Source organism: Vibrio lentus, assembly GCF_002875945.1.
Classification (GTDB): Bacteria; Pseudomonadota; Gammaproteobacteria; order Enterobacterales; family Vibrionaceae; genus Vibrio; species Vibrio apostichopi.
The window spans coordinates 25,744-42,269 of sequence record NZ_MCZK01000117.1 but is presented as its reverse complement, the minus strand read 5'-3'; the positions used below and the strand labels follow the sequence as shown (position 1 = coordinate 42,269).

Annotated in this window: 12 protein-coding genes and 1 pseudogene; 5 read left to right on the top strand and 8 right to left on the bottom strand. The window is 44.8% G+C overall.

The window, feature by feature from the left end; all coding sequences use genetic code 11:
- The first annotated feature begins 11 nt into the window (after positions 1-11).
- The 3 genes from BCT49_RS12745 (at position 12) to BCT49_RS12735 (ending at position 3,808) form a co-directional block, all read left to right on the top strand.
- Positions 12-284 (top strand): hypothetical protein, encoded by a 273-nt coding sequence (locus BCT49_RS12745; protein ID WP_102435619.1) that lies wholly within the window; start codon positions 12-14, stop codon positions 282-284.
- 95 nt (positions 285-379) lie between these two features.
- Positions 380-2,098: an aspartate-alanine antiporter gene (gene aspT / locus BCT49_RS12740; protein ID WP_102435617.1), complete on the top strand. Its 1,719-nt coding sequence runs from the start codon at positions 380-382 to the stop codon at positions 2,096-2,098.
- A gap of 111 nt (positions 2,099-2,209) precedes the next feature.
- Entirely contained in the window at positions 2,210-3,808 is a 1,599-nt protein-coding gene (locus BCT49_RS12735; RefSeq protein WP_102435615.1) for a bifunctional aspartate transaminase/aspartate 4-decarboxylase, read from the top strand.
- Positions 3,809-3,920: 112 nt separating this feature from the next.
- Here BCT49_RS12735 and BCT49_RS12730 read toward each other — a convergent pair whose 3' ends face one another.
- The 7 genes and pseudogenes from BCT49_RS12730 to BCT49_RS12700 all read right to left on the bottom strand — a co-directional run bounded on the left by BCT49_RS12730 (position 3,921) and on the right by BCT49_RS12700 (position 13,183).
- A complete protein-coding gene (locus tag BCT49_RS12730; RefSeq protein ID WP_102435613.1) occupies positions 3,921-4,610 on the bottom strand; it encodes a hypothetical protein in 690 nt (229 codons plus the stop codon).
- On the bottom strand, positions 4,610-5,785 hold the full coding sequence (locus BCT49_RS12725) for an OmpP1/FadL family transporter (RefSeq protein WP_102435611.1): 1,176 nt from the start codon (positions 5,783-5,785) through the stop codon (positions 4,610-4,612). Before BCT49_RS12725 ends, BCT49_RS12730 begins: the two co-directional genes overlap by 1 nt.
- Positions 5,786-5,878: 93 nt before the next feature.
- Complete coding sequence (locus BCT49_RS12720; protein WP_102435609.1) at positions 5,879-6,691, bottom strand: crotonase/enoyl-CoA hydratase family protein; 813 nt, start codon at positions 6,689-6,691, stop codon at positions 5,879-5,881.
- A gap of 215 nt (positions 6,692-6,906) precedes the next feature.
- On the bottom strand, positions 6,907-8,901 hold the full coding sequence (fhuB, locus tag BCT49_RS12715; RefSeq protein ID WP_102435607.1) for a Fe(3+)-hydroxamate ABC transporter permease FhuB: 1,995 nt from the start codon (positions 8,899-8,901) through the stop codon (positions 6,907-6,909).
- Entirely contained in the window at positions 8,901-9,854 is a 954-nt protein-coding gene (locus BCT49_RS12710; RefSeq protein WP_102435605.1) for an iron-siderophore ABC transporter substrate-binding protein, read from the bottom strand. The genes fhuB and BCT49_RS12710 overlap by 1 nt, the downstream gene beginning before the upstream one ends.
- 91 nt (positions 9,855-9,945) lie before the next feature.
- A pseudogene (locus BCT49_RS12705) lies at positions 9,946-12,068 on the bottom strand (TonB-dependent siderophore receptor).
- A gap of 206 nt (positions 12,069-12,274) precedes the next feature.
- Positions 12,275-13,183 carry an AraC family transcriptional regulator gene (locus tag BCT49_RS12700; RefSeq protein ID WP_102435603.1) on the bottom strand — a complete coding sequence of 303 codons (909 nt, stop codon included), beginning with the start codon at positions 13,181-13,183 and terminating at the stop codon, positions 12,275-12,277.
- A gap of 219 nt (positions 13,184-13,402) precedes the next feature.
- Here BCT49_RS12700 and BCT49_RS12695 point away from each other — a divergent pair, with 219 nt between their 5' ends.
- Together BCT49_RS12695 and BCT49_RS12690 are read left to right on the top strand one after the other, a co-directional pair.
- Positions 13,403-14,164 carry a siderophore ferric iron reductase gene (locus BCT49_RS12695; RefSeq protein ID WP_102435601.1) on the top strand — a complete coding sequence of 254 codons (762 nt, stop codon included), beginning with the start codon at positions 13,403-13,405 and terminating at the stop codon, positions 14,162-14,164.
- Positions 14,165-14,240: 76 nt separating this feature from the next.
- Complete coding sequence (locus BCT49_RS12690; RefSeq protein WP_102435599.1) at positions 14,241-15,026, top strand: ABC transporter ATP-binding protein; 786 nt, start codon at positions 14,241-14,243, stop codon at positions 15,024-15,026.
- A 125-nt stretch (positions 15,027-15,151) separates the two neighbouring features.
- Here the strand turns inward: BCT49_RS12690 and BCT49_RS12685 are convergent, their stop codons facing one another.
- A complete protein-coding gene (locus BCT49_RS12685; protein WP_102435597.1) occupies positions 15,152-16,345 on the bottom strand; it encodes a multidrug effflux MFS transporter in 1,194 nt (397 codons plus the stop codon).
- Positions 16,346-16,526: the final 181 nt, after the last annotated feature.

Below are 16,526 nucleotides of genomic sequence, written 5' to 3'. Positions count from 1 at the left end.
CTGAGATTAATATGTCTAATCAAGCACACCACACGAAAGTCGCTATTAAAGAAAAAATGAAACGTGTATATGGAGAAGAAGTCGACCATAAACATAACAAGGACCATCTAGAGTATAGAGCGCATCAGCCTTCTCATTCAGGTCAGCCACATGGCGGAGAACCTGAAGGTCATAAGCATTTAGTTAATCACCACCCGGATGGTCATCATAATAAGCATCACAAAGATAAAACTCACGACCATAAAAAGGCTTCACGATTACACCATAAGAAAAACAACTCTTAGGTTCAAATAACTACAGATAACGAAAACACTCTGTAATTTAACATCAACATATTATTAATTATGAAATATAAAAACCATTTCATTAAAGGTTTATCATGTCATTTATTATTGAACAATTAAGAGACTATCCATTTATAGCTCTATTCCTATCATTAGGACTTGGTTACTTAATCGGTAAAATTAAAATCGGTAAATTTGAACTAGGCGGAATCGCAGGTTCACTTTTGGTTGCGGTAGGGCTTGGTCAAATCGGCGGAATCGCGATTTCCAACGAAGTAAAAAGCATCTTCTTTGCGCTATTTATATTCATGGTGGGTTACAACGGCGGACCGCAATTTTTCTCATCATTCCGCCTTTCATCACTAACACGCTTATTCGCTTCATTCGTGATGACGTTTGTAGGATTGGTGACGGTTGTGTTGCTCTCTAAATGGGCAGGACTAGACAAAGGTTTAGCGGCAGGTCTTGCGGCTGGCGGCTTAACGCAATCGGCAATCATAGGTACAGCGGGCAACGCAATTGATCAGCTCAACCTAGCTCCCGATGTCACATCAACACTTAAGACAAACGTGGCTGTCGGCTACTCAATCACCTACATCTTCGGCTCTCTTGGCCCAATCTTAATGATGTCACTCATTCCTATGGTAATGGGTTGGAACATCACTAAAGAAGCAAAAAAACTCGCAGAGAAAATGGGCGCTGGTAACAAGCAGTTAAACGAGGGTGAATTCTCAGCACTAAGCCGCGTATCTTCACGCGCTTACCAGGTTACCGCCAACTCGATCTTTGTCGGAAAAAGCGTTGTTGAACTAGAAGAAGCATTCGACACAGATTTAACCATCGAAGCTATTTATCGCACCAAGGACGAAGCAGAGTCGACGTTAGATATTGCTAAGAACCCTATCTTAGCGGCTGGAGACAAGGTTTACCTAACTGGCTTAACGCGTGCCTTTCCGAAAGTGACATCCCTTGGGGTTGAACTGGGTGAATTTAGCGAAGAAAACAACGTTATTCAGACACAGCAAAAAGTCGTACTGACCAACAAGAAACTAGCAGGCATCACTCTACGTAAGCTTCACGATGAAACCAACGCACGTATTCGCCGTGGTGTTTATATCGCTCAGCTGTCTCGTATGGGTCATGACATTTCAACATTACCAGAAACTGAATTACACCTTGGCGACGAAATCACGTTAGTGGGTCTCAAAGAAGACCTTGCCAAAGTCGTGAAGAAAATCGGTTACAACAGCCCTCTTCCAAGTGTGACGGACTTTGTGACCATGTCTTTCGGTATGGTGCTGGGTTACCTGATTGGAGAGATTGGCTTCTCAATCGGTGGTTCTCATATTGCGCTTGGTTCTGGTTTAGGTTGTTTGGTTTCCGGTCTACTTGTTGGTTACCTAAGAATGCGCACACCGCGTTTAGGAAGCGTTAACCATGGCGCTGCCAACTTTATGCAGACATTCGGACTCGCAGTATTTGTTGCAGTTGTCGGCATCAACGCAGGCGCTCCAGCACTGACTGCAATCAAAGAGAATGGCGTAACGCTATTACTGCTCGGTGTATTAGTCACTCTGATCCCTCAAATACTGACGTTCCTATTCAACTACTACGTGTTGAAAATCAAGAACCCGGTAGAAGCCTTAGCCGTTGTCGCAGGTAGCCGCAGCGCTAACCCAGCCTTCGCATCGCTTCTAGAAAAAACACAGAACAGCACACCCGTACCAAGTTTCACGATGACTTACGCGGTTGCCAATATCTTCCTCACTTTATGGGGGCCAGTAATCATCAACCTAATTACCAAGATTTCTTAACAAAACAGCTTAATCAAGAGCCTGGCTCTTACCCCAAAAGATCATTAATCAAACGTTAGCTATTCAATCCAAACAATAGCTAACCAATAAACAATTTAGAGAGAAACGAATATGAAACGCACAGATGAAAAACGCCTAGAAACACTGAGCCCTTTTGAAGTAAAAAATACACTGATCGACCTTGCTCAGCATTCACATGAAAAAACGATGATCAACGCTGGCCGTGGCAACCCTAACTGGGTAGCGACAGCACCACGAGAAGCTTTCTTCCAACTCGGCATGTTTGCTCTTGAAGAGTCGAAAGCGACTTTCTCTGGTTACCAAGGCTTTGGTGGAATGGGCGCTAAACAAGACATTAGCCTGCGTTTTCTTCACTTTTGTGAAAAACACGAAGAGCAAGAAGGTGTTCAATTCCTAATTGAAGCTTTCCAGTTCATTACCGACCAATATCAAGTAGACAGCGATGAGCTGATTTATGAGTGGGTTGGCGGCATTCTAGGGAATAATTACCCCGTTCCCGACCGTATGCTCAAGTATTCAGAACTGATCGCTCGTAAATACATTGAACAAGAGATGGCAGGTTCTCAACCCGTTCCTGCTGGCAAGTTTGACTTGTTTGCTGTTGAAGGCGGTACCGCAGCCATGGTGTATATTTTCAACACCTTGAAGAGTAACCGTTTATTAAACAAAGGCGATACGATTGCAATTGGAGCACCGATTTTCACGCCTTACATCGAGATGCCAGAGCTTGAAGATTATTCACTAAACAAAGTAGAAATCATGGCAACGGAAGAATCAGCGTGGCAGATACCTGATTCTGAATTAGAGAAGTTGAATGATCCAAGCGTGAAAGCATTCTTCTTGGTGAACCCAAGTAACCCAGCATCGGTAAGACTGAGTGATGAGACACTCTACAAAATCGCAGAAATTGCTAACCGTCGTCCTGAGTTAATTCTACTGACTGATGACGTATATGGTACCTTCGCGGATAACTTCACTTCGTTAGCGATGCTTGCTCCGAAGAATACGATTCTGGTGTATTCATACTCTAAGTACTTTGGTGCAACAGGCTGGCGTTTAGGGGTGATTGGCGTGCATGAAGACAACAACTTCGATCGTATGATCGCTGATCTTCCAGAACAAACCAGAGACACGCTGACGGCACGATACAAAGGTATTTCCCTTGAACCAAGCAAGATTAAATTTATTGATCGATTGGTTGCAGACAGTCGAGCAGTGGCACTGAACCATACTGCGGGTCTTTCTACACCTCAACAAATCCAGATGACGATGTTTTCATTATTGTCTCTGATGCAAGGTGGTGAAGAGTATAAACGCTTGGCTAAGCAGATTGTACGCCGTCGTTACCATACGTTGATGCAGAAGAACTTGGCGGCTCCAATCATTGCAGAGGGCGATCAAACAGGTGCGTTTTACTATGTAGAGATTGACCTGAAAGAAATTGCTCAAACGATTCATAGCAATGGTTTCTTCTCTTGGTTAGAAGAAACGTATGAGCCTTTGGACTTCTTGGTTCGTCTTGCAGAAGAGCATGGCGTGATTGTGATGCCGGGCGCAGGGTTTGATGCTCCAACATGGTCGCTACGTGTTTCTCTCGCTAACTTAGAAGAAGAGCAATACGCCAACATCACTCAAGCGATGAATGCCGTGATGCAAAACTACGTAGAACGTTACGAAGCTATTTGCTAACGCTACTTAACAGTTGAAAATCTGATAGAGAAGTAATAAGTGCTGAGTGTAAGTTCACCTAAATCGGTGGTCATACACTCAGCTCTTTATTTATGTAGAAGCGGGATAACTACTAGTTGAACTCGTAGGTATAAGAAGCGCCGACACTGTTGTTCTCACCGAAGTCATCCTCGGCAAAAATAGTGAAGAAATTGAACGACTGGGCGTCACTCAATTTGTAGCTAGCGCCAACTCCAGTCCAATAACCTGAATAATCATCAGAACCCATTGAACCACCACCAAAGCCCATGATGGACCACTCATCAGTGATTGTTTTTAAGCCAAATGCGCCGATATAACCACCATGTGTTGAACTCGGCATCAGCACAAAATCAGAACCCACATTCTCATCATCAAATACCGCCACCTCACCATCGTTATAGCTGTAGCCAGCCATCGGGAAGATTTGCCAACCTAAGGGTTCGATATCGAAATAACTCAGTGGAACAAATGTTCCGATACTGTAGTTATTCTTATAAGCATCGTTGTCGTATTCAGAGCGGCTAAAGTTGAAATTGACGATACCCAAAGGCAATAGCCATGAACCGCCCACTCGCCACTCTTCACCGTCTGCGTTAACGCGAGCGTTGATCATTCGAGCTTCATCAAGTCCGATAGAGCCTGAGAACTGCAAATCTTCGTTATAAGCAACGCCGGCTTTGGTCACGATCTTCGTCGGATCATCTGGGTGCTTTTCGTCAGCCAAAGCACCCGTTGAGCCCAGTATTACCGAAGTAATAATTAATAAATTACGTAATGTCATTAGAACGTCGCGCTAACGCCAACGAAGTGGATACGGCCATCGAACGAACCATTAAGTAGGTTAGTACCTAAAGGCCCCTGTAAATCACGATTCATTTCAACTGAACCCAAATCTGCGTACTCATAGAACACATCAATTAAGATGTCGTCCCAATAAGTAGATGCACCCACTGAGTAACGGTACTGCTCACCAACAGGTAGATCAACCCACTGCATTGATGGATCGTCTTGTGGCGAAGTTTCATAAGAGAAACCCGCTTTTAAACGCCAGTCTGAGTTAAGTTGGTAGTCAGCACCAACAGCAAACTTCCATACGTCGTCCCAATCACGTTTAATTGGGATTCCGTCTCTATCTGTCACTCCAAAATCTAATACTGTCTCATCCCACTCACTCCAGCGGTGAAATTGAATGCTAGCCAAGAGATCAAGTTGAGAGTTCAATGCATAACTTGCGCTTAAATCAACGATTTCAGGCAGTGCGAGATCTGTCGACAACGAGTTAAACGCACTTCCACTTAAGTCATTGTTAAACTCATGTTCCAATTTAGAACGGTAGCTAGCACCCAGCTTAAGTTTATCTGTAGGTGTGTACATCACACCTAGGTTATAACCGTATGCCCAATCAGTGTCTTGTTTTGCTGTGAATCCAGATGTTGTTTGTTGGAATGCACCCCAGCTGAATTGCACACCTGCGCCTACAGACCACTGATCGTTCAATTTGTAGCTGAGTGATGGGTTCACTTGCATTGCGGTTAGGGTGATATCCTCTAGAAGCCTAGCTCCCGCCCATTCACTACCGTAATCAAGGCTAGAGCCACCAACGGCGCCAAGCGCAATACCAAGGTGTAATTTGTCAGTCACTTGGTGAGCGTGGAATGCACCAAATGACGGCATTACTGAATGAGCTTTACCGTCTTGCTTATCGCCGTTATCTTGATATTTCATCTCAAGATCAAACGCCATGGTATTGATGGTCGTTTTGCTTTCGCCCATATGAGACATGGTGGCAGGGTTCGTCCACATCGCCGCAGCAGAGCGAGTATAGACACCATCACCAGCGCCAGTAGTACCAGCGTTGGCAACAACGGCCTCTTGTAAAAATAGGCCACTTGCGAAAGCGTTTAAACTTGTAAAGATTGCGGTGGCAGCTAGAGAGTAGGTAAAAGTTTTGTTCATCAGGGTGCTCATTCAGCCTTAGACATTAAATTGCGCTAAGGTTACCGCAAAGCCCGATAAACAAAGGGAATATCGATTATTCCTGTACAAACGCTACTTAAACTTTCTCGAAACATAAGCGCGTGGTTTGTCGCGATGAATTTCACGCTGAGCGGCAATCGCCCTGTTCTTACCTAACCCCACTTTAATCTGATACCAAGTCTCGTAAAACAAGGCGAAACCGGGGCTAGACCACCACGTTTTGTTGTAGAGTTTTTTATTGGCGGCGACCACATCTGGCGATCGGTTCGCGCACTCAAGTGCCAAGGCATAAGCTTCTGCATAAGGATCTTCTGCAATTTTAGTCACAAGTCCATATTCCTTTGCTGTCTCGCTATCAATCACTTTGGCGGTCATTGCCATTTCTAAAGTGTGATCTTTGCGCATCAACTCTCTAAAGGCGATTGCACCGCCCATGTCAGGAATCAAACCCCATTTCGCTTCTAGTATCGAGAAATTGGCGTCTGGGCTAGCGATTCTAAAGTCGCCACCACTGACCAATTGCAAACCTCCTCCCCAACAACGACCATGAATCGCAAAAATAACGGGGCACGGAATATCTCGCCAGCCCAACGAAAAGCGCTGCGCTGCATTTGGCAATGTAGGAAACCATTTGAACAAAAGCTTCATTGCTCCAGACTTACTGGTCAACAGAGACTTAATATCAAGCCCTGAACAAAAATCTGCCCCATTGCCCTTCACTATCACGGCACGAATCTCGGTGTTCTTTTTCAGTTGATCCACCATGTTGTTCACCCCTTGGAACATCGCCATATCAATGGCATTCAGCTTATCGGGGCGATTCAACACAACCGTTGCGATCTGGTTTTCATCAATGGAACAAGTGAGGCGTTCGAGTTCAGGCATTTGGTTATCCAATTAAGTGGTCAGACCTTTATCGTAGCCATCTTAACCACATATGCAAAATTGACACTTTAGAAGCGAGATCTGTGTTGGCTAGCACTTGATCTAGGAAACACAGAGCCCAATCAAAAAAGGCAGTGATGGATGATTCCAATCACTGCCTTTCATACTTGTTTCGGTGACCAAAGAACTTAGCGCTTAACTTGCTAGCCGTTAACTCACGCTCTTCGAGATTTCAGCAACAAGAAGATGAAGTAACTACCACCAATTATGGAAACTAATGTGCCTGCCGCAAGTTGTGCAGGGAAGACGACTACTTGCCCTAACCAGTCTGCAAATAGCATCAGTGCTGCACCAATTAAGAACGACAATATGATCTGCTCTCGAACCAAGCGAGCGCCAACCATGGCCGCAATATGCGGTGCGAGTAAGCCTACAAAAGCGACAGGCCCCATGGTGGTTGTCACGACCGAACATAAAACCGCCACGATGCACAGCAATGCCACGTAAGCGATGTTGATATTCAGCCCTCTTGCACTCGCGAACTGACGGCCAGTCGCAATTAACGTCACCCAACGGCTCAACAGTAAAGCAACACCAATACAAACTGTGATCACGATAGCCATGATGGTTGCTGACTCAGGTTCAACACGATAGGTAGACCCTGCTAACCAAGCTAATAAGGTGTATTTCCCCTCACCTACTCGCGTTAGAGAGAATTGCACTAAAGCCTCTAACACTGCAGTCAGCGAGATACCTGTGAGAATTAGGATAGACGGAGCGAACTGATGCTTCTTACCAAGGAACAGCAACAAACAAAGCGCAATAGCACTACCCAAAAATGCCACCCACGGGCTTAGTGAGTGAATCGAATAGCCCATGAATAAGCTACTGAAAATCAACGCCAGAACCGCACCTGCTGACACACCAAGAATGTCTGGGCTTGCAAGCGGGTTGTAGACCAATCTTTGTAAAATCACGCCAGCCACCGCCAAGCCGCCACCAGCAAATATCGCTGTTAACATTCTCGGCCAGCGAATCGACCATTCAAATGCATCTGGGATAACGAAGTAGCCCATATCTGAAGAAGGCTGAGACAATGTACTCAACGCCAGCAACCCGACGATCATCGTACCTAACAAAAAGTAAGCCAAAGATGAAATAGACTTCGGCCCTTTAGGCATTGAGAAAAATAGCTGATCTTGAGCAGACATTTGCTTGCGAGCAATAATGATCAAAGCTGGAGCACCAATCACCGCGGTTGCTGTCCCTGTAGGAATCATATCCAAAGACCACTGTGCCCAGAAGATCGCCAAACTGTCGGTAACACAAAGCAACAGCGCACCTAATACACAACTTGCGATGAGTTCAGATTTCGCCTTTAAAAAGCCCAAATGTCTCGCAATGTTTGGAGCAATCAAGCCAATAAAGCTGATCACGCCCACTGAGGTAATCGATACAGAAGCCAGCCAAACGCCAATCGCCATCAACACAAAGAAGGTCGTGCCGATGTTAAGACCACGCGCGGCAGCCCCTTCAGTACCGATCGAAAGCAGAGTCAGGACTCTTGGCGCCAACAGGAAGATAGCAAAGATTGGCAGTAACTTCGGCATTAACCAAAGCACTTGTTCCCAACCGTTCTGCCCGAGATCGCCCGCTCCCCATACGAACAAGTTCTGCGCATACTGATCGTTAAGCAAGATAATCGCAGTCGCAAATGCCCCTAGTAATAAATTCACCGCCATGCCCGCCAAGACAATCGGTAAACCGCTCATATTTTTGATACCAACAATGGAGACAATCAGCCCCATTGCAAGCAGCGCCCCAATCAGCGCAAACCAAACTGAATATTGAGCGACCAACATTGGTGCGACCACATTCAGAATGACCAGACCAAGCCACGCCCCTGACGATGTACCGAGTGTAAGTGGAGACATCATGCGGTTCTGCGTTAACTGTTGAAACAAACTACCTATAGTCCCGAGTGTTCCTCCGACCAAAATCGCCATCACTAAACGCGGCAAGTTGACATAGATTAGCGCCATCAGCTCGAATGATTCATCGACCATTGAGTTGAATGTCGCGCTGTCATTGATCTGTGAGACTTGCTGGAACAGCTCACCGATAGGGCCAAATTCAGACTGCCCTAACCATAAATGAGCAAGGGCAGCGAAAAACAGAGTTGCCCCCATCATTAAACCTCTGGATTTCATTACTGCTCCGCTAACGTCAACAACGATTGCGCCATCGCTTCTGCGTTATACAAAATCGACATTGCACCGCCGTAGCTCCAACTTGCCACTACTGGACTAAATTGACCATTACGAACGAAAGGCATGCTCTTCCAGATAGGTGAACGATCTAGTTTTTCTTGATATGGAAAAGGTTCAAAGTAAAGCGCAATGCCACCCTTGACGTTCTTAAGCTCGGTCATACGCTTTTGACTGATGCCCCACTGGCTTGCAGGCAGATCCATCGCATTTTCAAAACCGAGCTGCTCAAGCGCATATTGCGGAATCGAATTATCGCCGTAAATGAACACCGATGTGGTGCTCGCAAAACGGAAAGAGGTGACTTTCGGCTTATCGCCCGGATACGCTTTATCCAGTTCAGCTTTTAAAACCGCGATACGTTCATCCATCGCAGCCAGTTTATTGTTCGCTTGCTCTTCTTTGCCAAGCAATTGACCTATCTTCTTAAAGTTATCGATAGCCGCCGCCGCATTGCTGTGCTGCTCACTGTACGTTTGGTAGTAAAGTACTGGCGCGATTTCTGAAAGTCGATCCTGAAGATCTTTCTGAGGAGAAGCGATAAGAATTACATCAGGGTTTAGCTTTTTAAGCGCCGAAAAGTTAGGTTCAGTTCGAGTGCCAATATCCGCCACGCCTTCAGGAATCGCCGGTTGAACAACCCAATCGCTATAACCTGCAATATCAGGCACCGCGACTGGCGTAACGCCGAGTTCAATCACTTGTTCTGCAATGTCCCAGTTAAGCGCTGCCACTCTAACAGGTTGAGCTTCAAGGGTTTTAATCCCCTCACTGTCTTCTACTTGGAAATCTGCCACCGCATTAAACGATAACGCACTCGCTAGCATCGTTAGAACGAGTTTTGTATTCAAATGTTTTACTTTAGAAAAATGAGAAGCTATTGGTTTTAAGCTCATATATTTGCCTACTTAATCTAAATTCTATATTTCTTCAAACGACAAAAGCAGCCTCAACTAGGCTGCTTTAAAATAGATAACCCTAACCTAGTTAGAATTCATAGTTCACGCTTAGTTCTACAGACTGCTCCGCACCGAACCAACAGTTCGATTGGTCGTAACACGCATAATATTCTTCATTGAAAATATTGTTCACGGCTAGATTGGCAGTCGCACCAGATAAAGTCTCGCTTGCGGCACCTAAGTCATAACCTACAGATAGATCAACCACGGTGTAAGACGGCACTTTGCCTTGTGTATTACTCGCATCCATTTGCATCTCGCCAACATAACGAGCGCCTGCGCTTAATCGAGAACCCGCTAACATTCCTGTAAATACATTGTAGTTAGCCCATAAGTTCGCAGAGTGTTCCGGTACATAGATTGGCGTGGTGCCCTCTAGACCATTGCTCGTGTCTTCCGTTATTTCCATATCCACGTAGGTATAAGCTGCGGCGATATCAAAGTTTTCAGTAGCAAACCAACGACCAGACACTTCAGCACCTTGGGATACAACTTCACCAACTTGAATCCTTGGCCCATAAACATTACTAGGGTCAGTCATCAGCATGTCTTGCTTAGTGATATGGAAGAGAGAAACCGTTGCTTCTTTCGACATATCATCAGAAAGGTACTTCACACCAATCTCAGCCTGCTGTGCCATTTCAGGATCAAATTCGTTACCACTCTTATCAACACCCGGCGCTGGCTCGAAACTGGTCGCGTAGCTCGCAAATGGAGATAGCCCATTATCAAGTTCGTATAGACCACCTACACGATAAGTAAATTGCTTGTGATCAGATTCATGAGCGTAGTAATCACTTTCTGATTTGTAGTGATCAAAACGAGCGCCTGCAATTAGGACAAGAGCATCTAAACGAACTTGGTCTTGAAGGTATAAACCAAGCTGGCTTGATGTGGTGTCATCAAGATATTCACCCGTTTTGTTACATCGCTACGATCGAGGAGATCATTGTTAGGGTTCAACGGGTCGAAGCTATTGAAACCACTGCCATTCGCACTGTACGACGAGTAGTTAACATTACCGTCTAGGTCTTGGTAATCTAAACCAAGCAATAAGTTGTGCTCTACTGAACCAACATCAACGATACCGCTCAACTGGTTATCAATAACAAAACCTTTAAAGCTCTCGTCCGTTGAGTACAACGCACGAGATAATTGATTTGGTGTGCTCGGATCATAACTAAGATGGTAGGTGTTCTCTTGATACAGAGATGCATCGGTATAGCGAGCATTCTGTAAGAAGGTCCAATTATCATTGAAGTCGTGGTTAATTTTATAACCAACCATCAAAACTTCACGTTCAAACTTGCTCCAGTTCTTATCCCCCATCGAAACCGATGGATCACTCGCTTTTAAAACATCTAAAGGCATTGATGAATTAATGCCCATTGAAGGATCGTTTTGGTAGTAAAGGTTGAAATTGATTAGAGTTTTGTCGCTTACTTGCCAATCTACAGAAGGAGCAATTAAGTAGCGCTCTTCTTCAGCGTTATCAACTTGGCTATCTTGTTTACGAGCAAGTGCTATTAAACGGTATGAGAAATCGCTGTCACCAAATTGTCCCGTCGTATCAATAGAAGCTTCTTGTAGATTTCGAGAACCCGTTGCAACGCCAACCTTCGTTGACTGTTCAGTTTGTGGAGTTTTAGCGATCATATTCACCATACCGCCTGGTGGCATTGCACCGTACAGCACTGATGTTGGACCTTTAAAAATCTCAACTTGTTGCATTGCGATAGGATCAATCTGTGGCTGTAAGTTCCAACCATTCAAGAACTGAAGCGAAAGGCCATCGTAGTAGTTAACGTTGTTCGTGTTAAAACCACGGATAGAGTAAGAATCAAACATGGCTACTGAGCCACCACGGTTTTCAGTTACAACACCAGGTGCATAACGAAGGGCTTGGTTCAAAGATTGAACACCTCGTTGCTCTAACTGTTCTTCATCAATAACAGTAATACCTTGAGGTGTCTCTTCTGGCTCAAGTGCCGACTTAGTCGCTGTATTACGATAGGCTTTACCCATAATAGTGACAGTCTCGATATTCGAGTCTGCCGCTGTAACGGTTTCTTCCGCCAACGCTTGCGCTGAAAACGCAGTGAGCAACGCTACTGCCAATGATGAATACTTAAAACGAGTGTGAGTGGTCATGATTCCCTCGGTACCAATGCTTAATATAAATAATAATAAATCTCATTTGCATTGTATGTATCTAGAGATGGGATAATTAACAATTTGGTGCAAATTAATAAAGAACTTGGCCTATTTTTAATGTAAATCGGTCAATTACTGATTAAAAACACAATTGACCTTATTTTGGGAGAGGTTTTAAAGGAAGAGATTTTGTGAGGATATGATTACGATTTAATAATAGGAACCCAGTATTCCATTTCAGCATCTGATGCATGGGCTTGATAGCCAAATGGGTACACTTCGAGCTCATAACCATCGACACCACGATAACCAGAACTCGGCAGCCAGTTAAGCACAAACCAGCTCAAGGTATGTCGCAAGTTTTCAATCGGCCCACAGTGTTTCACCACCGCATAAGTTTGCTTAGGGATGGTCAATACTTTCAATTTATCAGAGATAATACTTGGTAATTGCGGGATTGAGATTCCGTCGTGAAGCTCCACACCAGCCCAATAGTGAATGTTCGTGCCATCGAAACAAGACTGAGTAAGATCAACGACGCCAATAAACTGAAGCACGTTGTCGTTTGGAATCGTCACTTCCTGCTCCAAGCGAGACCAAAGCTGAGGGACTTTCTCTGCAAAATCTTGTGTTAATGAAAACAAACCACTGATTTCTGATGTCATACCTTTAACAAGGAAAGACTCTCTTTCATCAATGCGAACTTCCACAAAGCTGAGTACCCCTTTTTCAGCAGCACTTGCGGTGTCAGACACTTGTATTGGCTTTCTCAGCCCTACCCTTTTGCCCGCTTTACGATATTGGCTTGGGCTCGCTCCAAACATCTGCTTGAACGAACGGCTAAAACTAATTTCGGAGTTAAATCCGAGGCCAAGCGCAATGTCGATGACGCGCTCTTTACCATCTAACAAGTACTCTGCTGCTTGGCTTAACTTAAGCTCTCTCACATAGTTTGCTACAGTCAGCCCGGTTTCCGCTTGAAACACTCTTTGCAGTTGCCAGCGAGACCAACAGCTTTGTTTCGCGATATCTTCTAGCGATAGTGTCGAGCTTAGGTTCGCATGAATATAAGCCAAGACGCGGCTGATACGATCAAATGCTGGTGTGTTCATATTCAAGCTTTCATATTCTCTATAGTTGGCAGTGACACATTAGTTTCACCAATACTTTTATCATTTAAAAAGGCTTTTATCACTTAAAAATGTACAGCCTACCCACACTTTATAAATCTCAAAAACGTCAAAAGCACCCTGTAGATGCTCCATTTTGTATGGTTATCCTCGATTATGTCCGTTATGATAACGCAACTGATTCTCATTTATTGATTTAAGATGCTTCCCCAACTGCACAATATTATCACTCGTCGGAAAGCCCCGTCTCTACATCAGAAAATCTTCGCTTACTCAAAAGAAGTCTCCCCTTATCTAAGCGGAAGCTTTGGCGCACTTAATAGCAAGAGCATTGCGGTAACGAATGATAATAGCCATAAAGAGCTCAAACGAGTTTACGATGGCCTTGCGCAGAGCCACCCAGAAGCAGGCAAAGCGTATTGGTTAACGCGAACGTGGGATCTTGTGTGCTGGCAGCCTATCTATGTGACTTTCATTTCTATCTACGGACTTCACTCACTGCCCGACATCAAGAATATCGGTCAGTTTAGATACAAAGAGTTCATTACTGGCTATCGCTTTTTTAATGGTGATCATCAGCATGGTTCACCTGAGGAGCTTATCCCACAGGCTGGTGAAGCCATTCTTGCATTGACTGAATTTTATCGCAGCCAGATCAGTGAATGGACACGCATTCGCCCAGGGTTTACCAACCACTTACTGGCCGATCTACTGTTAAGTAGTTTAATCAAGCTGCAACAGCACGAGCCAAGCCTGACCAATGATTATATCACTGGGCAAGCTAAGCTTTGGTTAGAAGCATGCCAATTACCTGAAAGTCATTTAGACAGCCTTAAGATCGATGCCCATTCAGGCATGCTAAAACTGATCAGAGTCAGTTGCTGCCTTGTTTATAAGTGTGATTCAGGAAAGTACTGCGACGATTGTCCTAGACACCCTGACAACAAGAAAACCGCTAAATAACACCCACTATTTTAAAGATCAGTGCGACAAACTTGCTTTCATAAAGCATCGCTACTGGTCTCGATACAGGACCGACATGTTCCAGCTTTCAAACATCAACATCGTTCGAGACAACCGAACCATCCTCTCAATAGAAGAGCTTACTATTCCGACCAATGAACTCACCGTGGTTCTTGGTCACAATGGTTCAGGTAAATCCACACTGGTAAACTTGCTATCAGGACAAGTATCTCCGGACCACGGCACCGTCGAGTTCGAAGGCTCTTCCCTTTCTTCATTTAAAAGCAAAGACTTAGCAAAGAAGATTGCTTATTTACCGCAAAAGCTTCCTGCTTCTGCGGGTTTAACTGTAGAAGAGCTGGTTCGTCTGGGCCGTTTTCCTTGGAGAGGCGCATTAGGCCGTTGGAACTCTGAAGATAAATCGATTATCCAACAAGCAATGGAAAGAACCGGTGTCGCCGAGTTTTCACAGGCATTAGCGGATGATTTGTCTGGTGGTGAACGTCAACGGGCGTGGGTCTCTATGTTGTTGGCTCAGCAATCACCAGTATTGATTCTCGATGAACCGACATCGGCATTAGATGTTCATCACCAATTTCAACTTATGGGTTTGCTGTCTGAGCTCAATAAGAAGGAAAACGTTGGAGTGATCGTCATCTTGCACGATTTGAACCTTGCTCTGCGTTACGCGACACACATTGTCGCCCTGAAAAAAGGGCAGATTGCATTTGAAGGTAGTGCGGATAAGTTACTCGATGAAAAAGCTTTGTCTGCACTGTATGAATCCCCTATCCGACTGATCGATCATCCAGTTCCCGCTAACACAGCCGCGAGTGAAAAAGTTGCAGTGGTCTGCGAATAGATCAAGCGTTTAAGCACTCCAAGTCAAGTACAAAGACCCAATACCCAATACCCAATACCCAATACCCAACAATAAAAAGGCCACTGAATCGTAGAAATTCAATGGCCTTTTTCTAATATTTATCGCTAGTTAAGCTGGGACTCTCTTGCTTCTTGACTACTAAAACCACGCAAAATATTAAACAGCGTAATCAGTGTGAACACCGTAATCACGATCGATAGGTGCCATGCTTCTCCTAGCCCCAACTGAACCAGTCCCATACTCACCATGGAAGACACCACCATTTGGCCACCGCCAGACATCGCCGCTGCCGCGCCCGCATTCTTTTTGTATGGCAACATCACCAAGGCTTGAGCACAAGGCAGTGCGATACCATTGCCCAGTATCATCAAAAACTGACCAATCATTAGGTACAGAGGTTCAAGTGGGCAGAAGAAAAGCCACAATGCAGCCGAGATATGCAAGACAGGCGTACACAATAAGGTTTTCTTATTGCCGAATATCGGACGAATACGGTTACACAGACTGGTACCGCCAAGCATCCCTAATGCGGGAATCACTGCCCACATCGCGTATTCGTCTGACGTCATACCAATCTGGTTCTGCATGATAAACGGCATCACCGATACCGTGGTGATCATCAAGCTAAAGTTAAGCCAACCAATACTCGCAAAACTCATAAAGTAGCGAGAAGTAAGTAGCTCTTTGTATTGCAATGCCATTTTCTTCGGCGAAGGAATTGCGGAGGTCTGAGTGACGGTTTCCTTAAACTTGAACGCCAATACCACCCAAGCTAATGACACATATCCAAGTAGCGATATGAACACCATGCTCCAGCCAAAATGGAAGTTAATAAAGCCGCCGATTACTGGCGCAATCAAAGGTGTAATCGACGCGACCATCGCGATGTAGGACATCGCCAAAGGTAAATCGGCCCCGCTGAATCGGTCTCGTGTTGAAGCGCGAGCAAGTACAGCGCAACAGCCAGTCCCTAAGCCTTGAAGAAAACGTCCCATCACCATGCTAGTAAATGAATGGCTAAAGAAGATAATCATCAACAAGCCCAGCATGGCAATCAACAAACCGGTTAACAATACCTTTTTACGCCCTAGCGCATCTGAAACGGGACCATAAATAAACTGAGAAGGACCAAAGCCTAGCAAATAGACACTCACCAAGAGCTGAGCTTGCTCTAGCGAGACATCGAAATCTTTCGCGATCCAAGGTAAAGAAGGAAACACCAAACCCATACTGAGTTGGCCGATACTGATGACCAAACACGCAAGTAGGATCGATTTAAAGTCAAATCGACGGCTCATGATGTAAAGTATCCAATAGAACAGTGGTTTTGAGATCGGGTGGTTTGAGAATGGATCGCTTGAATATCTACCTGACAACGTAAAGACAGAGAAAATAACGAAAAGGTTGCAGGGTTAGTAGTATTCATTGTGCTCCGAAAAAATCGAATAGAAGATGGCAGGGTAAACATACGTGAGCTTG